General features: G+C 64.0%; 20 protein-coding genes. 11 read left to right on the forward strand and 9 right to left on the reverse strand.

What is annotated here, in order from left to right; all coding sequences use genetic code 11:
• Positions 1-51: 51 nt before the first annotated feature.
• Entirely contained in the window at positions 52-1,164 is a 1,113-nt protein-coding gene (locus IG122_RS08655) for a cobalamin-independent methionine synthase II family protein (protein ID WP_193182446.1), read from the reverse strand.
• Between the two features lie 137 nt (positions 1,165-1,301).
• Here IG122_RS08655 and IG122_RS08660 point away from each other — a divergent pair, with 137 nt between their 5' ends.
• From IG122_RS08660 to IG122_RS08705, 10 genes are all read left to right on the forward strand, one after another.
• Positions 1,302-2,348 carry an aromatic ring-hydroxylating dioxygenase subunit alpha gene (locus IG122_RS08660; protein ID WP_193182448.1) on the forward strand — a complete coding sequence of 349 codons (1,047 nt, stop codon included), beginning with the start codon at positions 1,302-1,304 and terminating at the stop codon, positions 2,346-2,348.
• Entirely contained in the window at positions 2,345-3,094 is a 750-nt protein-coding gene (locus tag IG122_RS08665) for a GntR family transcriptional regulator (RefSeq protein ID WP_193182450.1), read from the forward strand. The genes IG122_RS08660 and IG122_RS08665 overlap by 4 nt, the downstream gene beginning before the upstream one ends.
• A gap of 14 nt (positions 3,095-3,108) precedes the next feature.
• Entirely contained in the window at positions 3,109-4,092 is a 984-nt protein-coding gene (locus tag IG122_RS08670) for a PDR/VanB family oxidoreductase (RefSeq protein WP_193182452.1), read from the forward strand.
• A 44-nt stretch (positions 4,093-4,136) separates the two neighbouring features.
• Positions 4,137-5,165 carry a TRAP transporter substrate-binding protein gene (locus IG122_RS08675; RefSeq protein WP_193182454.1) on the forward strand — a complete coding sequence of 343 codons (1,029 nt, stop codon included), beginning with the start codon at positions 4,137-4,139 and terminating at the stop codon, positions 5,163-5,165.
• A gap of 25 nt (positions 5,166-5,190) precedes the next feature.
• Positions 5,191-5,781 (forward strand): TRAP transporter small permease, encoded by a 591-nt coding sequence (locus IG122_RS08680; protein ID WP_193182456.1) that lies wholly within the window; start codon positions 5,191-5,193, stop codon positions 5,779-5,781.
• Positions 5,778-7,094 (forward strand): TRAP transporter large permease, encoded by a 1,317-nt coding sequence (locus IG122_RS08685; RefSeq protein ID WP_193182458.1) that lies wholly within the window; start codon positions 5,778-5,780, stop codon positions 7,092-7,094. Before IG122_RS08680 ends, IG122_RS08685 begins: the two co-directional genes overlap by 4 nt.
• Before the next feature lie 219 nt (positions 7,095-7,313).
• On the forward strand, positions 7,314-8,183 hold the full coding sequence (locus tag IG122_RS08690) for an FAD binding domain-containing protein (protein ID WP_193182460.1): 870 nt from the start codon (positions 7,314-7,316) through the stop codon (positions 8,181-8,183).
• 4 nt (positions 8,184-8,187) lie between these two features.
• Positions 8,188-8,670 (forward strand): (2Fe-2S)-binding protein, encoded by a 483-nt coding sequence (locus IG122_RS08695; RefSeq protein ID WP_193182462.1) that lies wholly within the window; start codon positions 8,188-8,190, stop codon positions 8,668-8,670.
• On the forward strand, positions 8,667-10,919 hold the full coding sequence (locus IG122_RS08700) for a xanthine dehydrogenase family protein molybdopterin-binding subunit (RefSeq protein WP_193182464.1): 2,253 nt from the start codon (positions 8,667-8,669) through the stop codon (positions 10,917-10,919). The genes IG122_RS08695 and IG122_RS08700 overlap by 4 nt, the downstream gene beginning before the upstream one ends.
• A 33-nt stretch (positions 10,920-10,952) precedes the next feature.
• Entirely contained in the window at positions 10,953-12,662 is a 1,710-nt protein-coding gene (locus tag IG122_RS08705; RefSeq protein WP_193182466.1) for a thiamine pyrophosphate-requiring protein, read from the forward strand.
• 84 nt (positions 12,663-12,746) lie between these two features.
• On the opposite strand, the gene IG122_RS08710 is transcribed toward IG122_RS08705, so the two are convergent.
• From IG122_RS08710 to IG122_RS08735, 6 genes are all read right to left on the reverse strand, one after another.
• Complete coding sequence (locus tag IG122_RS08710) at positions 12,747-13,637, reverse strand: hypothetical protein (RefSeq protein ID WP_193182467.1); 891 nt, start codon at positions 13,635-13,637, stop codon at positions 12,747-12,749.
• A gap of 115 nt (positions 13,638-13,752) precedes the next feature.
• Positions 13,753-14,505, reverse strand: coding sequence for an ABC transporter permease (locus tag IG122_RS08715; protein ID WP_193182469.1), 753 nt, complete (start codon positions 14,503-14,505; stop codon positions 13,753-13,755).
• A 10-nt stretch (positions 14,506-14,515) separates the two neighbouring features.
• Positions 14,516-15,316, reverse strand: a complete 801-nt coding sequence (locus IG122_RS08720) for an ABC transporter ATP-binding protein (RefSeq protein ID WP_193182471.1) — start codon at positions 15,314-15,316, stop codon at positions 14,516-14,518.
• Entirely contained in the window at positions 15,303-16,067 is a 765-nt protein-coding gene (locus IG122_RS08725; RefSeq protein WP_193182473.1) for an ABC transporter permease, read from the reverse strand. The genes IG122_RS08720 and IG122_RS08725 overlap by 14 nt, the downstream gene beginning before the upstream one ends.
• Positions 16,068-16,139: 72 nt before the next feature.
• Positions 16,140-17,114, reverse strand: a complete 975-nt coding sequence (locus IG122_RS08730) for an ABC transporter substrate-binding protein (RefSeq protein ID WP_193182475.1) — start codon at positions 17,112-17,114, stop codon at positions 16,140-16,142.
• Between the two features lie 91 nt (positions 17,115-17,205).
• On the reverse strand, positions 17,206-17,895 hold the full coding sequence (locus tag IG122_RS08735) for a FadR/GntR family transcriptional regulator (RefSeq protein WP_193182477.1): 690 nt from the start codon (positions 17,893-17,895) through the stop codon (positions 17,206-17,208).
• A 169-nt stretch (positions 17,896-18,064) separates the two neighbouring features.
• Here IG122_RS08735 and IG122_RS08740 point away from each other — a divergent pair, with 169 nt between their 5' ends.
• A complete protein-coding gene (locus IG122_RS08740; protein ID WP_319024842.1) occupies positions 18,065-18,751 on the forward strand; it encodes a fumarylacetoacetate hydrolase family protein in 687 nt (228 codons plus the stop codon).
• A gap of 43 nt (positions 18,752-18,794) precedes the next feature.
• Here IG122_RS08740 and tcuB read toward each other — a convergent pair whose 3' ends face one another.
• Together tcuB and tcuA are read right to left on the reverse strand one after the other, a co-directional pair.
• Complete coding sequence (gene tcuB, locus IG122_RS08745) at positions 18,795-19,877, reverse strand: tricarballylate utilization 4Fe-4S protein TcuB (protein ID WP_193182481.1); 1,083 nt, start codon at positions 19,875-19,877, stop codon at positions 18,795-18,797.
• Complete coding sequence (gene tcuA / locus IG122_RS08750) at positions 19,867-21,288, reverse strand: FAD-dependent tricarballylate dehydrogenase TcuA (RefSeq protein ID WP_226893399.1); 1,422 nt, start codon at positions 21,286-21,288, stop codon at positions 19,867-19,869. The genes tcuB and tcuA overlap by 11 nt, the downstream gene beginning before the upstream one ends.
• Positions 21,289-21,315: the final 27 nt, after the last annotated feature.

The raw sequence follows: 21,315 nt of genomic DNA on the forward strand, positions 1-21,315 counted from the left end.
CGCTCTGTCGAGGAGCGCCCGCTTTCATTTGAACCAGCGGCGAAAGGCCCATCAGACCTCGCCCCAGACCTCCTTCGCCACGTCGACGATGAAGGAGAGCTTTCGCCACTGCTCCTCCTCGGAGAGGATGTTGCCTTCCTCGGTCGAGGCGAAGCCGCATTGCGGGCTGAGACAGAACTGTTCCAGAGGCGCGAACTTGCTGGCTTCCTCGATCCGGGCAAGCACTCCGTCCTTGTTTTCCAACTCGCCGAACTTCGAGGTCACCAGCCCGAGTACGACCCGCTTCTTGCCTTTCGGCAGGAACCGGAGCGGCTCGAAGCCACCTGCCCGCTCGGAATCATACTCAAGGAAATAGCCGTCATAGGGCAGCTCGCCGAGCAGCACTTCCGCGACTGGTTCGTAACCGCCCTCGGAGATCCAGCTCGAGCGGAAGTTGCCGCGGCAGACATGGGTGGTGATCGTCATGTCCGCCGGTTTCGCCTTCAGCGCATGCGCGATCATCGCCGCGTAGTTCTTCTTCAGGTCCTCCGGATCGTCACCGCGCTCGCGGATACCGGCGCGTTCCTTTTCCGAACAAAGATAGGCCCAGACCGTGTCGTCGAACTGGAGATAGCGGCAGCCCGCATCATAGAAGCTGCGCACCGCCTGCGCATAAGCCTCCGCCGTGTCCGCATAGAACGCATCCATATCCGGATAGACCTCTTTCGAGATCGCATCGCGCCCGCCACGGAAATGCAGCACGGAGGGAGACGGGATGGTGAGCTTCGGCATCGCCGTCTTCACCGCGCCCTTGAGGAAGCTGAAATGCTCCAGCATCGGGTGGCTCGAGAAACCGACCTTGCCCGTGACCGCGATGCTTTCCGACTTGGTCTGTATTCCGGCGAACTGGATCGCCTTCGCGCCGCTGACCAGCTCGACACCGTCGAGACCGGCGAGGAAATCGAAATGCCACCAGGAGCGGCGGAACTCGCCATCCGTCACCGCCTTGAGGCCGGTGCTCTCCTGCTTGGCGACGACTTCACGGATGCACTCGTCCTCGACATTTTTCAGGCCCGCACTATCGAGAGTCCCAGCCTGGAATGCGGCACGGGCCTCTTTCAGACGCTGCGGACGAAGCAGGCTTCCGACCTCGTCGGCACGGAACGGTGGAGTTGTGGCAGTCATGGAGCGCTCCCTTGATCTTTTTCTTATCGGTTTGCCGTGAATCGAATGCGGAATCTGGCAGAAGAACCTTGTATACGCAACTTTCGACTTGTATACATTCTGACTAAAATCAAAAAGAAAAAGTGACTGGGAGGATCATGGGACAGCATAGCTTTCCGCTCAATGCATGGTACGCGGCGGCGTGGGACGTCGAGGTCGGTCGCACGCTCCTGGCGCGCAAGATCGCCGGCACGCCTATCGTTCTCTACCGTAAGGAAAGCGACGAGGCGACGGCACTGGCGGATGCCTGCTGGCATCGCCTCCTCCCCCTCTCCAAGGGCTGGCTCAACGGCGACAATGTGGTCTGCGGCTATCACGGGCTCGAATATGATGAGTCCGGTCGATGTGTATACATGCCGTCGCAGGACACGATTAACCCGTCCGCCTGTGTGAAAAGTTATCCGATCGTGGAGCGTCACCGTTTCGTCTGGATCTGGCCCGGGGATCCGGCACTGGCCGATCCCGACCTGGTGCCCGACCTGCACTGGAACGACAGTCCGGGCTGGACCTCGGACGGGAAGATGATCCCGGTCCGCTGCAATTACCGCCTCGTGGTCGACAACCTGATGGACCTGACCCACGAGACCTATGTGCACGGCTCCTCCATCGGCAACCGCGCGGTTGCGGAGTCCCCTTTCACGGTGACCCATTCGGAAAAGACAGCGACCGTGACCCGCTGGATGGAAAACATCGAGCCGCCGCCCTTCTGGCGCGGCCAGCTCGGCAAGCCGGGCAATGTGGACCGCTGGCAGATCATCAATTTCGAGGCGCCCTGCACCATTGCCATCGATGTCGGCGTGGCGCCCGCCGGAACCGGCGCGCCGGACGGCGACCGCAGCCAGGGCGTCAACGGCTTCGTGCTGAACACGATCACCCCCGAGACGGAGAGTACCTGCCTCTATTTCTGGGCCTTCGCCCGCAACTACGATCTCGAGAACCAGGCGCGCACAACTCAGTTACGCGAGGGCGTTGCCACGATCTTCCGCGAGGACGAGGAGGTCCTGGAAGCGCAGCAGAAGGCCATCGAGGCCAATCCGGACCACGTCTTCTACAATCTGAACATCGATGCCGGTTCGATGTGGGCCCGCAAGCTGATCGACCGGATGATCGCGCGCGAAACCTCGCTCGCAGAGGCGGCCGAATGAAATCCGAACCGGATGGGCGACGGACGCGGGCGACCTCGCAGTCCCTGAAAGCGGTGCTCGGGGTCCGCGACCTGGTGATGTCCGGCAGTTTCGCGCCCGGCGAGCGCCTGTCAGAACCCGTCATCGCGCGTCAGCTTGGAATCTCGCGGACGCCGGTCCGCGCTGCGCTCGCCCGGCTCGAACAGGAAGGCCTTCTGGATGTCATTCCATCCGGCGGATATTCGGTCCGACGCTTCTCGGTCGCAGACGTGATCGACGCCATCGAGCTGCGCGGCGTGCTCGAAGGCACCGCGGCGCGTCTCGCCGCCGAGCGCGGGCTTGCGCCTGCGAGGCTCTCCGCATTCGGCGCCCTGCTGACCGAGATGGACAAGATCGTCGCCGAGCCGGCGGACAGCTTTTCCTACGAGGCCTATATCGAGCGGAATGCCGAGTTCCACGACATGCTGAAGGATGCCTGCAGCAGCCCGCTGATCGCACGGGAGATCGAACGGGTGACCAACCTCTCCTTCGCCAATCCGAGCGCCTTCCTGCAGGCCCAGATCGAGCTGCCGAACTTCCTCGGCAGCCTGACGGTCGCGCAGGGGCAGCACAAGGCAATCATCGGCGCGATCGAGATGCGCGAGGGCTTCCGTGCCGAGGCGCTCGCCCGCGAACATGCGCGCCTTGCCCGGGAAAATCTCGATTTCGTGCTGCAGGACGAGCGCATGATCGAGCGGGTTCCCGCCCTCTCCCTGGTCGCGGACTGAGGACGGAGGCCGGCATGAAGGGCAAGCTGAACTGGCAGGCCGCTATCGTCACGGAAGTTTCCGATGCGGCCCCCGGCGTACGGGTGATCGAATTCGCCGTCCGGGATGCGGATGCCGCATTCTCCTTCGCGCCGGGATCGCACTCGACCTTCGAGATCCCGCTCAGAGGCGAACAGGCGCAGCGCTCCTACAGCTGTCTTCCGAGCCCGCCGGGAACGATCCGCGTCGGGGTCAAACGCCATGCGGTAAGCCGTGGCGGGTCGGCCTATATGTGGGCCCTAGAACCCGGCATGGAGGTCCGCCTCAGCCTGCCGGAGAACCGTTTCGAGCTGTCCTGGCGCGCACCATCTTACCTGCTGGTCGCCGGCGGCATCGGGATCACGCCGCTCTACGGCATGGCGCTCGCCCTGGCGCGGCGCAAGATCCCGGTCCGCCTCGCCTATGCCGTCTCGAAGCGCAGCGAGGCCGCTTTCGCCGAAGAGCTTGAAGCGGCGCTCGGCGAAGACTGTGCCGTTTATGCCGCCGATGAAGGCAACCGGCTGGATCTCGGCACCGAGATCGGCCGCCTGCCGCCGGACGGAGAGCTCTATGTCTGCGGGCCCGTCCGCATGCTGAATGAGGCGAAAGCGCTCTGGGCCGACGCCGGTCGTCCGTCGAGCAAGCTCCGCTTCGAGGTGTTCGGCGCCGTGGAGGATCCGGCGGACCGTCCGTTCCGGGTCCGGTTGTCCGGCGAGAACCGCGAGATCGAGGTCCGGCCCGGCCAGACAATGCTCGACGCCCTGACCGAGGCCGGCGTCGACATGATCTGGGATTGCCTGCGCGGAGAATGCGGGCTCTGCGCCGTGGACGTCGTCGAGCTCGACGGCGCGATCGACCACCGCGACGTGTTTTTCTCAAGCGAACAGAAGGCGGAAAACAGGAGCCTGTGTACCTGCGTCTCCCGCCTCATGAGTGGAAGCGCGACCATCGATACCGGTTTTCGTCCCGGATCGCGCTGATACAGGCGTCAGAAACCAAAAAAAGCAACAGAGGAGGACCCCCGATGCTCAAGAAACTGATCGCCGCCGGCTTCGTCGCCGGCCTTGCGCTCTCGCCATTGGCGGCAAGCGCGCAGGACGTGACACTGAAACTGCACCAGCTGCTGCCGCTGAAGGCCACGATCCCGGCGGGTTTCCTGACCCCATGGATCGAAAAGGTCGAGAAAGAGTCCGGCGGACGGATCAAGATCGAGCACTATCCCTCCATGCAGCTCGGCGGCAAACCGCCCCAGCTCGCCCAGCAGGTCACCGACGGCGCCGTCGACATGATCTGGACCGTCATGGGCTATACACCGGGCCGCTTCCCGAAGGCCGAGGCTTTCGAGCTGCCCTTCATGATCTCGACCAGTGCCGAGGCCTCTTCGCGGGCGCTTCAGGAATATGCCGAGAAGCACATGAAGGACGACTTTCCGGGCATGAAGGTCATCGCTCTGCACACCCACGGTCCGGGCCTGATCCATTCCAAGAATCCGGTCGGCAAGCTTGAGGATCTGAAGGGCATGAAGCTGCGCGGCCCGACCCGCGTCATCACGGACATGCTTGCCACCCTCGGCGCTGTGCCGGTCGGCATGCCGGTCCCGGCGGTTCCGGAAGCGGTCTCCAAGGGCGTGATCGACGGCGCGGTGATTCCGTGGGAGGTCACCTTGCCGCTCAAGATGAGCGAGCTCGTGAAGAACCATACCGGCTTCAGCGGCGACAAGGCACTCTACACCGCGACCTTCCTCTTCGCGATGAACCAGGCGAGCTATGACAAGCTGCCGGCCGACCTGAAGAAGGTTATCGACGACAATTCCGGCGTCGAGGCTGCAGCTTGGGCGGGCCGCGCGATGGAAGCGGGCGATGCCGTCGGCCTGAAGAAGGCCCAGGGCGCCGGCAACAACATCATCACGCTCGACGATGCCGAGACCAAGCGCTGGGCAGAGGCCGCGGCGTCGGTCGAAAAGGCCTGGATCGCGGAAATGTCAGGCAAGGGTCTCGACGCTCAGGCCCTGGTGGACGACGCCAAGGCGCTGATCGCCAAGCACAGCAAGTAATCCGCCACCGGATTGCGGAACCTCGATGCGCTGCGGCGGCGGAACCGATCCGCCGCCGCAGCGGTTACGCGACAACAGAAAACCGGTACGCTGGCACCCGATGCTTACTCACCTCTGCCGATATCTGGCTCTCTTCGGAGGCGCCCTGCTGCTCTTCATCACGATCCTCGTCGTGACGAGCGTGACCGGACGAGCCCTCATTCCCGCAGGGCTCGGCCCGATACCGGGCGATTTCGAGCTCGTGGAATTCGCGACGGCACTCGCCGTCTTCAGCTTCCTTCCCTGGTGCCAACTGCAGCGCGGCCATGTCTCCGTCGACATCTTGCAATCGGTCCTCGGCAAGAAAGTCGATAGCTGGCTGGCGGCCTTCTACAACACGGTCATGACGGCGGTGTCCGCGGTCATTCTCTGGCGCCTCTGGGGCGGCATGGAAGATCTGCGGACATACGCCGAGACCACCTTCATCCTGCAAATCCCCGTCTGGTGGGCCTATGCCGCCTGCCTGCCGCTCGCCGCACTTTCGGTCTTCGCCTCGCTCTGGACCGTGCTGCGCGACGTGCGTGCGGCCCTGGATGCTTCCCGCGACAATGGCTCCCGTGCGGAGGCCGGCCGATGACCAAGCTCGAAATGGCGATCTGGTCCTTCCCTGTCCTCCTGCTGCTGATCCTGTTCCGCATGCCCATCGGGCTCGCCATGCTGGTGATCGGCATCGGCGGTTCGGTGCTGGTGAACGGGAGCTGGATCCCCGTGCTCTCGCAGCTGAAATCGCTGCCGTTCGAGACCTTCTCGAACTATTCCCTCGGCATCATTCCGCTTTTCCTCATGATGGGTCAGTTCGCGACCCACGGCGGCCTCTCCAAATCCCTGTTCGACGCGGCTGAATCCTGGCTCGGGCACCGCAAGGGCGGCGTCGCGATGGCTGCGGTCGGCGCCTGTGCCGGCTTCGGCGCGGTCTGCGGCTCCTCGCTCGCGACCGCCGCGACCATGGCCCAGGTGGCCCTGCCCGAACTCAAGCGCTTCGGCTATTCCGGCTCGCTCTCGACCGGCGCGCTGGCCGCCGGCGGAACGCTCGGGATTCTCATCCCGCCCTCCGTCGTCCTGGTGATCTACGCCCTGCTGACCGAGCAGAACATCGCCAAGCTGTTCCTCGCCGCCGTCGTGCCCGGCATCATCGCCGCCGCCGGCTACATGCTGGCCATCGCGATCTATGTCCGTCTGAAGCCGGACAGCGCCGGGCAGCGCGATGCGACCCCGATGAGCCAGCGGATCAAGGCGACCATCGCCATCTGGCCGGTGCTCACCGTCTTCATCGTCGTCGTCGGCGGGATCTATGCCGGTTTCTTCACCCCGACCGAGGGCGCCGCTTTCGGCGCGGCCGGAACCGGCCTGATCGCCGTGCTGAACGGCGGCCTCACGAAGGAACGGCTGGTCGCCTCGCTCAGCCAGACCGCGAGTTCGAGCGCGATGATCTTCTTCATCGTGCTCGGCGCGGCAGCGTTCAATTCCTTCCTCGCCTTCGCCCAGCTGCCGCAGGAAGCGGCGCTCTGGGTGACCTCTCAGGGTTTCGCGCCCTACACGGTGCTGATCGCGATCCTCATCCTCTATCTGATCCTCGGCTGTTTCATGGACTCGCTCTCCATGATCCTGCTGACCGTGCCGATCTTCTTCCCGGTCGTCAGCCAGCTCGATTACGGCATGTCCGCGGAAGCCTTCGGGCTCTGGTTCGGGGTGCTCGTGCTGATCGTCGTGGAGGTCGGACTGATCACCCCGCCTGTCGGCATGAATCTCTTCGTCATCAACTCGATGGCGCGGGATACCCCGATGCTGCAAACCTATAACGGCGTGGTGCCCTTCCTCGTCAGCGACCTGCTGCGGGTGATCCTGCTGACCGCTTTCCCGGTCTTCTCGATCTGGTTCCTGACCTCCTGACCGGCTCCTCCTGATCGTATCGTTGCCGGGCGTTATTGCGCGCCCGGCAACAACTGTTGCCCGGGTCGCACAAAACCCGTTGCAACAGTTGGGGTTGTTCCCGGTCCCTCCGCACGTGTAGCCTCACCCTATTCGCTCATCCAAGTTGTAACGCCTCCCTTCAAGAACGTGGCGGCGGATCGGATTTGCGGATTGGGGAACGACGCTGGGAAAATCTTTATGACAGAGATCCAATACGTTGCGCCGTCGACACTCGACGAGGCAATCGGCGCCTATGCCGCGGCAAGCGGTGCGGCACGCATTCTGGCCGGCGGCACAGACCTTCTGGTGCAGATGCGCTCCGGTATGGTCAAGCCGGGGCTGATCGTCGACATCAAGAAGATCGACGAGCTGAACGCAATCGAGGAACTGCCCGACGGCGGCTTCCGGATCGGCGCCGCGGTATCCGGTGCGGTTCTCGAGGAGCATCCGAAGTTCGGCAAGGTCTGGCCGGGTGTGCTCGAGGGGCTGAACCTGATCGGCTCGACGCAGGTCCAGGGCCGGGCTTCGGCCGGTGGAAACCTCTGCAACGGCTCGCCTGCCGCGGACAGCGTCCCGGCACTCGTCGCCGCCGGCGCCATCGCGACCGTCAAGGGCCCGAACGGCACCCGCGAGTTGCCGGTCGAAAAGGTCCCGGCGGGTCCCGGCAAGACGACGCTTGCTCCGGGAGAGATCCTGGTCAGCTTCACCTTCCCCGCCCGCCCGAAAGGCTCGAGCGACGCCTATCTGCGGATGATCCCGCGCACCGAGATGGATATCGCCGTGGTCGGCTGCGGCGTCAGCCTCACGATGGACGGCGACACCTGCACGGCGGCCCGGGTGAGCCTCGGCGCCGTCGCTCCGACGGTCCTGCTGGTCGAGGATGCGGCCAAGGCGCTCATCGGCAGCAAGCTGGACGATGCGGCGCTGGAAAAAGCCGCCGCCGCGTGCAGCGCTGCCTGTAACCCGATCAACGACAAGCGCGGCACCATCGCCTACCGGACCAAGGTCGCGGGCGTGCTGCTGAAACGCACCACGGCGATCGCCGCCGATCGCGCCAAGGGAGGCTGACACCATGGCGAAACTCCATGTGACCACCACGATCAACGGCGAGCCGACGGAATTCCTCTGCGAGCCGCATCACACCATGCTCGACGTCCTCCGGGACAATCTCGGCCTGACCGGCTCGAAGGAGGGCTGCGGATCCGGCGACTGCGGCGCCTGCAGCATCACGCTCGACGACCGGCTGGTCTGCTCCTGCCTGATGCTCGCCGCCGAGGCGGAAGGCCATGAGATTAAGACCATCGAGGGCATGGCGGAGGGCGACAAGCTGCATCCGCTGCAGCAGAAGTTCCTCGAGATGGCCGCGCTGCAGTGCGGCATCTGCACGCCCGGTGTGCTCGTCGCCGCCGACGCGTTGCTGAAAAAGAATCCGAACCCGAGTGAAACCGAAGTGCGGTACTGGCTTGCCGGCAACCTCTGCCGGTGCACGGGCTATGACAAGATTGTCCGCGCCGTCCTCGAGACCGCGGCCGAGATGCGGGGGGCAGCAGAATGAGCGAGATGACCAACAAATGGATCGGCACCAGCACGATCCGGCCCGACGGCGTCGACAAGGTTGTCGGCCGGGCCCAGTACGCCGCTGACAGCACCCTGCCCGGGATGATCTGGGGCAAGGTCCTGCGCAGCCCGCATCCCCATGCCATCATCCGCAGCATCGACACTTCCAAGGCCGAGGCGCTTCCGGGCGTGAAGTCCGTCGTCACGGCGAAGGACATCGTGGACTTCTCGGTCGGCACCCCTGTGCCGCTCGGCATCCAGGACATGCGCTGGATGTGCCGAAACGTGATGGCGCGCGAAAAGGCGCTGTTCCACGGCCACCCGGTCGCGGCGGTCGCTGCCATGTCGGCGGATATCGCGGCGAAGGCCTGCGAGCTGATCGAGGTCGATTACGAGGTCCTTCCCTGGGCCATCGAGATCGATGACGCGATCGCGCCGGATGCGCCGATCCTGCACGATTTCATAAAGTTCGAGGGCAAGCCGTCGAACATCGCCGGCACGCTCGAGCACAAGCTTGGCGACATCGAGGCAGGTTTCGAGGAAGCGGACGTCATCGTCGAGCGCAGCTTCGACACGCGGCCGGTGCACCAGGGCTATATCGAGCCCCATGCCTGCCTCGTCAGCGTCGCGGCGGACGGCAAGACGACGATCTGGAGCTCCAGCCAGGGCCAGTTCATGGTTCGTGCCATGACCGCCTTCCTGACCGGCATCCCGCAGAGCGACATCCGCGCCATTCCGGCGGAGATCGGCGGTGGCTTCGGCGGCAAGACGATCATCTATCTCGAACCCGTCGCGGCCATGCTGTCGAAGAAGTCGGGCCGTCCGGTGAAGATGGTCATGACCCGCGAAGAGGTGATGCGGGCGACCGGTCCGACCTCCGGCGCCAAAAGCATGGTGAAGATCGGCGCCAAGAAGGACGGCACGATCGTTTCCGCGCAGGCCACCCACTACCTGCAGGCGGGCGCCTTCCCGGGCTCGCCGATCCGCGGCGCCTGCGGCTGCTGCTTCGCGCCCTACGACATTCCGAACGTCTATACGCTCGGTTATGACGTGGTCTCCAACCGCTCGAAGGTCGCGGCCTACCGCGCCCCGGGCTCCCCGATCGGCGCCTTCGCCGTCGAGAGCACGATGGACGAACTGGCCGAGCAGCTCGGGATCGATCCGCTGGAGCTGCGCCTGAAGAACGCGGCGAAGCAGGGCACCAAGGCGGCGCACGGACCGGTCTACCCGGTCATGGGCTATGCCGAGACGGTGAAGGCCGCGCTCGCGCACGATCATTACAAGGCGCCCCTCGGCAAGTTCCAGGGACGGGGCGTTGCCAGCGGCTACTGGTTCAATGCCGGCGGCGAATCCTCCGCCCAGGTGAACATCACCGAGGACGGCAACGTCGTCGTGACCACAGGGCACCCGGATATCGGCGGTTCCCGCGCCTCGATCGCCAACATCACGGCGGAACTGCTCGGCATCGACTATCGCCGGGTCTCCGTCCTGATCGGCGACACCGCGACGATCGGCTACAGCAACCTGACCGGCGGCAGCCGCGTCCTCTTCGCCTCCGCCATGGTCGTCACCCAGTCGACGGAGAAGGTCATCGAGACCCTGAAGGGGCTGGCGGCGAAGATCTGGGGCATCCCGGCCGACGCGGTCACCTGGTCCGACGGCGCGGCCCGTCCGGCGGGCGACAATGCGGGCAAGTTCGAGCCGCTGACGCTCGAGCAGCTGGCGGCCCGGGCGAACGAGAGCGGCGGTCCTATCGGGGCCGGCACCCAGCTCAACACGACCGGCGCCGAAGGCGGCTTCGCGACGCATATCTGCGACGTCGAGGTCGATGTCGAGCTCGGGATCGTCCGCGTGGTCCGCTACACCTCGTTCCAGGATGTCGGCAAGGCCGTTCACCCGGCCTATGTCGAGGGCCAGATGCAGGGCGGCGCCGTGCAGGGTATCGGCTGGGCGCTGAACGAGGAGTACATCTACAACAAGGACGGCAAGGTCGATAACCCGGGCTTCCTGGATTACCGCATGCCGGTCTGCTCCGACGTTCCGATGCTCGACAACGTCATGATCGAGGTCCCGAACCCGAAACACCCGCAGGGTGTGCGCGGGGTCGGCGAGGTTCCGCTGGTGCCGCCGCTCGCGGCCATCCGAAACGCGGTCTACAACGCGCTGGGCATCCGCTTTAACAGCCTTCCGATGTCGCCGCCGCGGGTCCTCGAACGGCTCGACGCGATGCGCGAGGCGGCGGAGTAATCCGCCGCATTCGGGCAAAGGCAACGCACAGACATGTCGTCTGACAACGGAAAGATCACCTCCGGCGGGGTGATCTTTTCGCGTTTGAGGGAGCTCGGCGTCGAGTACGTCTTCTGCAATTCGGGCACCGACTTCCCGCCGATCATCGAAGGCCTCGCCGCCGCCAAGGCGAAGGGCCTGCCGCTGCCGGAGGCCATCACCGTGCCGCACGAGCACGCGGCGATGAGCATGGCGCACGGCTATTACCAGATCTCCGGCAAATGCCCGGCGGTCATGCTGCACACCAATGTCGGGCTCTCCAACGGCGTCACCGGCGCGATCAATGCCGCCTGCGCCCATGTGCCGGTACTGATGATGTCCGGCCGGACGCCGGTGACGGAGCATTCCCGCTTCGGCGCCCGCACCGTGCCGATCGGCTGGGGCCAGGAGATGCGCGACCAAGCGGCGATGGTGCGCGAATGCTGCAAGTGGGAGTTCGAGCTGAAATTCCCCGAGCAGATCGGCGAACATCTCGACCGCGCCTTCGCGATCTCCAATTCGACGCCGAAAGGCCCCTCCTATCTCTCCCTGCCCCGCGAGACGCTGTGCGAAGAGATCGACCCGGCGACGCTCGCCCCGGCAGGCTCCATCGCGCCAGCCCGCATGGTGCCGGACCCGGAGAGCCTGAAGCGCGCGGCGGCCGCCCTCGCCGGCGCAAAGGCGCCCCTGATCGTCGCCCAGCGCGGCGCGGGAGACGACGCGAGCTTCCGGCTGTTCCAGAAACTGGTCGAGGACTGGGCGATCCCGGTCTGCTCCTATTGGGCCGTCGCGCTGGCGATCCCGACAGAACATCCCTGCCATGTCGGCGCCAGCCCCTCGCCCTGGATCGAGGAGGCGGATGTCATCGTCATCCTCGACAGCCTCGCGCCCTGGCAGCCGGATGTGCACAGGCCGCGCGCCGACGCGACCATCATCAATATCGGCCCCGACCCGGTCTTCTCCCGCTTCCCCGTGCGCGGCTTCCGCTCCGACATCACGCTCGCGGGCGAGTCCGCCGGCACCATCCCGGCCCTTGCCGCCGCGCTATCCCGCTTGAAACGCGACGAGACCGCCCTTGCCGCAAGGCGCAAACGCATCGCCGCCGCGTCCGAAGCGACGAGGCAAAAGCAGCGCGAGATCGCCGAACAGGGCAAGGGCGGTCCGATGAGCAAGCAGTGGGTCAGCCAGTGCCTCGGCGAGGCCCTCGGCGACCGAAAATCGACCGTCTATGCGGAGCTCGGCGCAATGCTCGGTTTCCTGAAACGCTCAGAGCGCAACAGCTTCTTCCAGGAGCCCCATTCCGGCGGCCTCGGCTGGGGTTTCGGCGCGGCGCTCGGCGCGCAGCTCGCCGATCCGGAGCGGGTCGTCGTCGCGACCATGGGCGACGGCTCCTACATGTTCTCCAACCCGACGGTCTGCCACATGATCGCCGAGGGGCTGAAACTGCCGGTGATCACGCTGGTCCTGAACAACCACGAATGGGGCGCGGTCCGGCAGTCGGTGGTCGGGCTCTATCCGGACGGCCACGCGGCAAAGGCGAACGAGGTGCCTCTGACGGCGCTGACGCCGAGCCCCGATTTCGTGCAGACCGCCAAGGCGAGCAATGCCCATGCGGAGCGGGTGGAGCGCGGCGAGGATCTGCCGTCCGCGCTGGAACGCGCGATCCGCATCGCGACGGAGGAACGCCGTCAGGTCCTGCTCGACATCCAGGTGGCAAAGGGCTGATTCTCCTAATGAATGTCCGGCTCGCAGACGAAGAACTACGGTCTTTTAGTTCCGGAGCAGCCTCCGCTCATTACCTAAACAATATTAATTGGTGATGCCGGCCTCTTTTTTTGCGACGCGGTGGGCGCGTCGGTAGAGCTGGTGTGCCACTATGTCGAGTTCTTTGTCGGTAACTGGACGGGCTAAGGGCCATCCAACGAAAGTAGATTGAACCGGCCAGATTTGAGCAAAGAGGGGCGCTATAGCAGGGGGTAGCTTCCACCGGCGAATAATGTGTCGAATAGCTTGGGAACTCATCACATAAAAGACGAGATGTTCGCCAACGCAAATCGTCGAAACTTGCGTATTGGAACGATAGGTTGCGCTCGATTCCAAAATTTCGAGCTTGTTTTTGGTAAATGAAATCGCGTCATGGGAATAAAGCGAGTATCGGCTGTTGGGCTCGCGGCTTCCGATCCAAATTCGCCAATGTGACGGCGGTTTTCGGTTCACTTTGAACCACGTTCGATCAGACTGAGGTACCGCCACCATATCGGTATTTAGGTACTCCGAAACCATCACCATCATTGCGGCCCATGACGCGACCAACGTTTGCGACTTTCTGTTGAGAGATGCAGATTTACCTTGAATCAATGGAATTAAATAAGGTTTTACAGCTTCTTGAGATTGGCTCATCCAATTATTATTACAATCAGCGCAAACACACTTTATTTTACGAACGTGAGGATCACCTTGGCGAGTATAAATATTTTCTTTTGAGGATTGTGGGAAATCCACGGTCGCTAGAACTGCATGGCGCTCGCGAACTCTTGGAATGTAGTTCCGCAACCAGTCTGCGTACATATGCTCCTTGGTAAGCGGACGTTGGCCGCAGAAAATACAATTTGATGGAGGCTTCGACATAAGCTCTCCCATGACTCGAAATTTGAGAAGATCTGCCCGCAGGATACAGCCGCACAGCGCCGCGACGAACATCTAATGAATTTGCCTGCAGCAACCACTGAAGTTCAACAGCAAGAACACGTCCAGGCAAAAACAAGGCAGAAGAAAGTTGATCTCCTGCTTTTCAATTTGCCACCCGTAACCTGCGTCAGCGTTTAGCCGCGTAATATGAGACCCGCCGCTCCAGATAGGCGAGAAACTCCGAGATCGTGAAGGCAAGCGCGAAGAGCACGACCAGCACGGCCCAGAAATGCGCCATCAGGAAGTTGTTGGCGTAAAGCTCGAAGAGCGCGCCGAAGCCGACGATCGAGATCAGCAGCTGCCCGATGATCACCCCCTTCACCGCCCGGATCACACCGATGCGCACTCCGCCGAGGATCTCCGGCAGCGCGGCCCAGAAATAGATCTTGAAGAAGGCGTCCAGCGGCGAGGCGCCGTAGGAACGCGCCATCTCGACCAGCGAGCGGTTGATCTGCAGCACGCCGGCCCGCGCGTTCAGGATGACGATCCAGATCGCGAACAGCGTCGTGGTGATGATGATCGCCTTCATCCCGAAGCCGAACAGCACCATGAGCACAGGCACGAGAGCGGTCAGCGGTGCGCTGAGGAACATGTTCACCCAGGGCAGCAGCAGCTCGTCGAGCAGCCGGTTCTTGCCCATCAGGATGCCGGTCGGAATGCCGATCGCGACGGCGAAGAACACACCCGCGAAGAAGGCATAGGCGGTTTCCGTCAGGGCCTTGAGGAAGGCCGGCGTTCCGATCACGGCGAAGAGCGTGCGCACCACCTCGGTCAGCGGCGGCAGAAAGAAGGTCAGGTCGAGCCGGCCGACGATCTCCCAGAGCAGGCCCCAGAGGATCAGCGACGACATGCCGGGCAGCGGATAGCCGAAAAGCTTCATCTCTCAGCCCTCACTCCACGTAGCTGCGCAGCGAGGCCCAGATCCGGTCGACGATGTCGAGATATTCCGGATCGCGGCGGATATTGTCGACGCCTTTGCCGCGAATCCCGGACGGCCGGATGATTTCCGAGACCCGGCTCGGACGCGGCAGCAGGATCGCGATCTGGTCGGAGACATAGACCGCCTCCTCGATCGAGTGGGTGACGAAGATGAAGGTCTTGTTCTCGTTCGCCACCAGCGCCAGAAGGTCTTCCTGAAACTTGCGTCTTGTCTGCTCGTCGACGGCGGAGAACGGCTCGTCCATCAGCAGAACCTGCGCATCCACCGAGAGCGCCCGGGCGAGGCCGACGCGCTGCCGCATGCCGCCGGAGAGCTGGTGCGGATAGCTCATCTCGAAGCCGGCAAGCCCGACATCGCGGATATAGCGTTCGGCGATGGCCTCCCTCTCGGACCGGGCAACGCCGCGGAGCTCCAGCCCGAAGGCGACGTTGCGCATCACGTTGGCCCAGGGCAGCAGGGCGAAATCCTGGAAGACGAAGGCGCGGTCCGGCCCGGGACCGGTCACCTGCTCGCCGTTGACGAGGATCTCGCCGGAGGTCGGCTCCAGCAGGCCCGCGATGATCTTCAGCAGAGTGGTCTTCCCGCAGCCGGAGGGGCCGAGCAAAGAGGTCAGTTGGCCGCGCGGGAACTCGAGGGTGAGGTCCCTCAGGGCCTCGACGGGCCCGTAATGCTTCGAGACATTGCGCGCGACGACGGCGTTCTCCGGCGCCGGTTCCCGGATGGGACGGGGCGCGTCGCTAATCTGAGACATAGCCACGATTGTTTCCTTTGAAGAGAATGAATTCGAGCCGTTCGACCAGGTTCAGGAACAGCACGGCGAAGAGGATGATCGAGAAGATCGCCGCATACATGCTCGGATAGTCGGCGATCGAGCGGCTGTAGGTGATGATATCTCCGACACCGGTCGGGGTGATCTTGAGTTCCGCCAGGATGGCGCCGATGAATCCCGCCGAGATGCCGAGCCGGAGCCCCGAGAAGATCACCGGCGAGGCCGCCGGGATGATCACCTTCAGGATGATCTGGTCCTCGCGGGCAAGGAACGCCTTGCCCATCTCCTTGAGGGACGACGGCGTGTTGCGCACCGCCGCGCCGGTATTCAGCACGATCACCGGCATCGCCATGATGCAGACCACGAAGACCTTCGATGTGAGTCCGATGCCGTAGGCCATCACCAGCAGCGGGATCAGCGCCGCCAGCGGCGCCGCCTGCATGACGATGAAGATCGGCGAAAAGAGCCAGTCAAAACGCGCGCTGAGACCGACCCAGAGCCCGATCCCGATACCGAATACGGCGGAAATCGTGATACCGACCGCGAGCGGCTGCAGGGTCTCCGCATAGGCCCGGAGCATGGTGCCGTCGAGCGTCAGGGCCGCCAACGCCGACATCGTGTCGAGGAAGGTCGGGAAGGAATAGCTGACCGGAATCCAGCCCGCGATCTCCCAGGCCCCGAACACGAGCACGGCGGAGAGAAGCTTCAGAAAGAGGGAACGATAAGAGGTCATCAACCGCCTCTTGTTGGCATTGCGGAAGAAGGAAGCGGCCGCCGGACAGGGAACCGGCGACCGCCGGGGTTTCTAGTTCGAGGCGGCGTCGAGCGGCGCCAGGTACCAGAAATCCTCGATCTTCAGCGAAGCGGGATCGCCGGTCAGCTGACCGGCGGCCGAGTACCATTCCATGTCGGCCTTCGCCGCCTTGCGGCCGCCGCCGTTCGCGTCGTAGAGACCGCCGGCCACCGCGTCGATGTAGAAGCCGTCGAGACCGTCCAGCACCTCCTTAGGAAGCTGCCCGATCGGACCGTCGGGATTGGTTTCCTTGCGGATGATCGTCGGATCCTTGCTCATGTCGCGCCAGACGCTGAGCAGCGCCTTGACGAAGATGTCGACATCCTTCTCGTTCGCCTTGATCCAGTCGAGATTGGCGAACAGCGCCTCGTCGCTCGCATCGACCTCGAACATCGGCAGCACGTTGAACCTGTCGCCCTGCAGCTTCATCAGCTTGTTCTTGTTGGAAAGGTCGACGATCGTCGCGTCGGTCTGCCCGGCGATCAGCGCCGCGATCCGATTGGCGGAGCCTGGCACGTAGGACCGCTTGCCGAACTTGATATTGAGCTTTTCCTCGATCACGTTGGCAATCGAGTCCGTACCGCCGCCGCGGGAATGCAGCATGATCGGCTCGCCGTTCAGGTCCTCGAGCTTGCTGTATTTCTTCGACGTCACCGGAAAGAACTTCAGCTTCGAGAGCTGGAAGACGATACGGATCGGCGCCCGCGAACGCTGCATCGCCGCATAGGGAGTACCGAAGCCGATATCCATCTGGCCGCTGAGGACGGCCTGGATGGCGAGTTCCTCGTCCGAGAAGGCCGTCCATTCGTAATCGAGGCCGTTGGCCTTGGCCCTTTCGAGCGCGACGAAGAAGGCCGCGAGTTCATCCGACGGAGTTTCCGCCAGCGCGATCCTGATCTTTTCCGCCTTCGCCGCCGACACCATCAGTGCGGCGGCAACCGGTATGGCGACACAGAGCGACAGAGCCGCCCTCAGTAATTTCTTCATTGCTTCCTCCCTTTTTGTTCGCTTACCGGGATTTGAGATCCCGAGGCTGGGGGTTTTCCCCTCTTTCGCCGCGAAAAGACCTGACTGGTGCTCAGTCCTCCCCGAAAAGCCGTGCGGAGACGGACGCGATATGCTGGCGCATTGCCGCTTCCGCTCCAGAAGGATCCCGTGCCTCTATGGCAGCCGAGATCCGTTCATGCTCTGTGAAACTGGAATGATTTTCTGGTGGGCGCTCCGAGCCGCGCACCACGTTGCCGAGCGCGACCGCGCGGCGCACCTGGTTCAGCTGGTCGAACATGCCGAGCAGCAGCGGGTTGTCCGTGCATTCGGCGATCGCGCGGTGCATGTGGTCGTCTTCCGCCTCGTATTCTTCCCAGGTCAGCGCCTCGCGCGCCCGTTCCTTGGCCGCGTTGATCCGGTTGATCGCATCGCGCGAGGCGTTGATCGCCGCTTCCCGGGCAATCGCCGGCTCGATACAGAGCCGGGCGCGGATCATCTTCACCGGCGTGAGATGGCGGCCGAGTTCCAGCAGGTTGCCCGCTCCGGCGGGACCACCCTGGCTGGAGATGAAGGTTCCCTTGCCGACATGTCGCCAGATCATGCCGTCGCGCTCCAGCACGTCGAGCGCCTTGCGCAACGTCGCACGGCTGATACCGAGCTCGACGATCAGCTCACGCTCAGCCGGAAGCCGGTCGCCGGGGACATATCCGCCCTCGGAGATGAACTCCCTCAGCGTCGCCACGGGATCGTCCCGCTCTCTGGCATCCAGAACCTTAAGCACGCCGGAACCTCATTTTGGTTGACCAATTGGCTGCTATTGGTACGAATATGGCAGATCAATCTGCGCTTCGGAAGCGTAAAAGCTGAAAAACCGAAATTGATTGCGATTGATTTTTCCTTCATGCACCGCCCAGAAGCGGTGCCCGTCAAACAGCACGATGGAGGCTCGCGTGCCCGACTACGTCATTGAAAAACCCCGGCAGGTCGCCATTCCGGTCGCCGGTTCAGACGCGCTCTTTCCGGTGCGCCGCGTCTACTGCATCGGCCGCAACTACGCGGCGCATGCGGTCGAGATGGGGCACGACCCGGACCGCGAACCGCCCTTCTTCTTCCAGAAGAACCCGGACAATCTGGACGCGTCGGGCGAGTTCCCCTACCCGCCCGAATCCAACGACGTGCATCACGAGATGGAGATGCTGGTCGCCCTCAAGTCCGGCGGCAGCAACATCGCCCTCGAGAACGCGCTCGACCATGTCTACGGCTACGGCCTCTCGCTCGACATGACCCGGCGCGACCTGCAGGGCGAGCAGAAGAAGCTGGGCCGCCCGTGGGAGATCGGCAAGGCCTTCGAGCGCTCCGCCCCCTGCGGTCCGGTTCATCCGGTGGAGAAGGTCGGCCACCTCGATCAGGGACGGGTCGCCCTCAGCATCAACGGCGAGCTGAAGCAGGAAGGCGACCTCAACCAGATGATCTGGAAGGTGCCGGAGATGATTTCCTACCTGTCGCGCTTCTTCGAACTGGCCGCCGGTGACGTCATCCTCTCCGGAACGCCGTCCGGCGTCGGCCCGGTCTCCCGCGGCGACGTGATGGAAGCCAGCGTCGAGGGTCTCGGCAGCATGACGGTGAAGGTCGTCTGATAAAATCGGAGGAGCCGCGCCTCACCGGCGCGGCTCTGATCTACTATTCCTGCATCTGCGCGTTGCGTATCAGCGCCGCCAGCCGGAAGAAGCCGTGCACCATCTTGGTGTAGGGCGCGGTCAGGAAGAAGGCGAGCACCGCCCCCAGATGAACCGGCAGCAGGACGCCGACCAGCGCCGATCCGCTCGCGGCATAGAGCGCAAGACCGCTCGCGCCGGTGAAGAACAGCAGCAGCACGAAGGCCATCTCCCCGCCCCAAAGTGCCGGCGCTCCGAGATCCTTCTCGCCCCGCGTCTTCAGCACCGCCATGCCGAGCCCGCCGAGGGCCAGCAGCAGGCCGCCCGGAATGCCGAGAAGCTTTGGCAGCGAGAAGAGCCCGTAGGGCGCCGGCATGTCGAAGGCATAATGCAGCATCGTCGCCGAGGCCGTGGAGGCGAAGCAGAGCAGGAAGCCGTACATCACCGCCTGGTGGTGCCAGCGGCGGACATTGGTATAGCGGTCTTCCTTCTCGAAATTGCAGCCTCCGGCCGCGCCGCCGGAGAGATCCTTCAGACGCGCCGCCTCCGAGAATGCGCGCGTCAGATGCGTCAGCCGCACCGGCATGCCTCCGACCTCGCGCCAGTAGGCTCGGAGCCCAAGCGATATGGCGAACAGCGGCAGGAGGAAGGCCGGCATGAAGATCGCGACCATGACCGAGTGCGTGAGGAAGGCGTAGAAACCCTCCCCGCTTTCGGGCCGAAGCGCCTGACCGGCCCAAAACAGGAGGCCGAAACAGACGACGAGCGCGGCTGCAAGTGCCACGCCACTCCGCTGGAACAGGCCCGAGAAAGCGCCGGGCCAGGCGAAACGCTCCCAGCTCTCCGACCGCGCCTCCGCCAGAGCCTTCGGCAGGTTGATCTGGAACTCGTGCGGGTCTGTGTACTGGCAGGCGTAATAGCAGCCGCGGCAATTGTGGCAGAGGTTGGCGAGCTGGGTGATGTCCCCGTCGCTGAAACTGCGCTGCAGGGTGATCGCCGGGAAGACCGAGCAATAACCCTCGCAATAGCGGCAGGCATTGCAGATCTCGATCTGGCGGCGCGCCTCTTCGGTCGTTGAAAGCCCGGTCCGGGTCTGGTCAAGCGGCATGGGCGTTCTCCCCGCGCACCGCGCCTTTCGCGGCTTCCTGTCCGGCGATGCGGCCGAACACGGTGCCGATCGTCATGCCGAAACCCGCGAGATAGCCCTCGCCGAGGATACTGCCCGCCATGATCTCTCCCGCGGCCCAGACATTTTCGAGTTTGCGCCCACCCATAGTCACCCGCGCCGTCTCGTCCACCTTGAGACCGAGATAGGTGAAGGTGACACCGGGACGAAGCGAATAGCCGTAGAAGGGCGGATCGGAGATGGGACGGGCCCAGTTCGTCTTTTGCGGTTCGACACCTTCGGTCGCGAGCCCGTCGAGCTCGGTCGGATGGAAGGTCCCCTCGCGGCAGGCGGCGTTGAAGGCATCGACCGTCTGGCGCAGTTTCTCAGCAGGAAGCCCCATCTTCTCCGCCAGCCCCTCCAGCGTGTCCGCCTCGACCGCCGGGAAGACCGAGGGCATGAAAAGGTTGGCGCTCTTGCTGTCGATGATTGAGTAGGCGACCTGGTCCGGCTGCGCGGCGACGAGGCGGCCCCAGATCGCGTAGCGCTTCGGCCAGACGTCCTCGCCCTCGTCGTAAAAGCGCTCGCCGTTCTTGTTCACGACCACGGAGAACGGCACGCAGTCGAGCCTTGTGACGATCCCGCCGTCGAATTTCGGCGCCCGGCCGTCGATCGCGACCGCGTGGCACTGGGTCGGATCCCCGACGCTGTCCGCGCCCTGATCCAGCATGTCCTTCAGAACGACGCCCCGATTGTAGGGCGTGCCGCGGATCAGGAAGTTCCGTGCCGCCGGTCCCCAGGCCCGGGCCAGCCAGTCGATATCGCCCTGGAAACCTCCGGAGGCGAGCACCACGGCGCGGCCTTCGATGCGCTGCCTCGCGCCGCCCGCGATCTCCACCTCGACCGCGTTGAAGCGCCCGTCCGCGATCTCGACATGGGTGACCTGCGCCTCGTAGACGACCTCGACGCCCAGATCGGCGGCGGTGTTGTAATAGGCGTTCACAAGCGCCTTGCCGCCGCCGAGGAAGAAGGCGTTGGTCCGGCCAAGGGACAGCGTGCCCGAGAGCGACGGCTGGAAGCGGACGCCATGCGACTCCATCCAGGGCAGGCATTTCTCCGAGGTGCGGATGGCGAGCCGCGCCAGCTCCTCGTCGGTATTGCCCTTGGTAACCCGGATCAGGTCGTCGAAATACTCGTCTTCCTCGTAGCTGTCCGTCAGTACCGAGAGCGGCCCGCGATGCATGCAGCGGAAGTTCCTGGTGTGGCGCGAATTGCCGCCGCGATAGGTCTTCGGCGCGCCTTCGAGAATGATCACGCTGCGGCCCGCTTCCGCCGCCTCGATGGCCGCGCACAGGGCCGCATTCCCGCCGCCGACAACGACGACGTCCCACACCTTTTCGGATTTGGCAGACAAGGTATTCTCTCCTCGCAACGGACCGCT

It is taken from the genome of Nisaea sediminum, from assembly GCF_014904705.1.
GTDB lineage: Bacteria > Pseudomonadota > Alphaproteobacteria > Thalassobaculales > Thalassobaculaceae > Nisaea > Nisaea sediminum.

What these genes read in the sequence shown, in the direction of transcription:
- IG122_RS08655 (WP_193182446.1), bottom strand. Translation starts at nt 1,164, where the DNA reads ATGACTGCCACAACTCCACCGTTCCGTGCCGACGAGGTCGGAAGCCTG.
- IG122_RS08660 (WP_193182448.1), top strand. Translation starts at nt 1,302, where the DNA reads ATGGGACAGCATAGCTTTCCGCTCAATGCATGGTACGCGGCGGCGTGG.
- IG122_RS08665 (WP_193182450.1), top strand. Translation starts at nt 2,345, where the DNA reads ATGAAATCCGAACCGGATGGGCGACGGACGCGGGCGACCTCGCAGTCC.
- IG122_RS08670 (WP_193182452.1), top strand. Translation starts at nt 3,109, where the DNA reads ATGAAGGGCAAGCTGAACTGGCAGGCCGCTATCGTCACGGAAGTTTCC.
- IG122_RS08675 (WP_193182454.1), top strand. Translation starts at nt 4,137, where the DNA reads ATGCTCAAGAAACTGATCGCCGCCGGCTTCGTCGCCGGCCTTGCGCTC.
- IG122_RS08680 (WP_193182456.1), top strand. Translation starts at nt 5,191, where the DNA reads ATGCGCTGCGGCGGCGGAACCGATCCGCCGCCGCAGCGGTTACGCGAC.
- IG122_RS08685 (WP_193182458.1), top strand. Translation starts at nt 5,778, where the DNA reads ATGACCAAGCTCGAAATGGCGATCTGGTCCTTCCCTGTCCTCCTGCTG.
- IG122_RS08690 (WP_193182460.1), top strand. Translation starts at nt 7,314, where the DNA reads ATGACAGAGATCCAATACGTTGCGCCGTCGACACTCGACGAGGCAATC.
- IG122_RS08695 (WP_193182462.1), top strand. Translation starts at nt 8,188, where the DNA reads ATGGCGAAACTCCATGTGACCACCACGATCAACGGCGAGCCGACGGAA.
- IG122_RS08700 (WP_193182464.1), top strand. Translation starts at nt 8,667, where the DNA reads ATGAGCGAGATGACCAACAAATGGATCGGCACCAGCACGATCCGGCCC.
- IG122_RS08705 (WP_193182466.1), top strand. Translation starts at nt 10,953, where the DNA reads ATGTCGTCTGACAACGGAAAGATCACCTCCGGCGGGGTGATCTTTTCG.
- IG122_RS08710 (WP_193182467.1), bottom strand. Translation starts at nt 13,637, where the DNA reads ATGTTCGTCGCGGCGCTGTGCGGCTGTATCCTGCGGGCAGATCTTCTC.
- IG122_RS08715 (WP_193182469.1), bottom strand. Translation starts at nt 14,505, where the DNA reads ATGAAGCTTTTCGGCTATCCGCTGCCCGGCATGTCGTCGCTGATCCTC.
- IG122_RS08720 (WP_193182471.1), bottom strand. Translation starts at nt 15,316, where the DNA reads ATGTCTCAGATTAGCGACGCGCCCCGTCCCATCCGGGAACCGGCGCCG.
- IG122_RS08725 (WP_193182473.1), bottom strand. Translation starts at nt 16,067, where the DNA reads ATGACCTCTTATCGTTCCCTCTTTCTGAAGCTTCTCTCCGCCGTGCTC.
- IG122_RS08730 (WP_193182475.1), bottom strand. Translation starts at nt 17,114, where the DNA reads ATGAAGAAATTACTGAGGGCGGCTCTGTCGCTCTGTGTCGCCATACCG.
- tcuB (WP_193182481.1), bottom strand. Translation starts at nt 19,877, where the DNA reads ATGCCGCTTGACCAGACCCGGACCGGGCTTTCAACGACCGAAGAGGCG.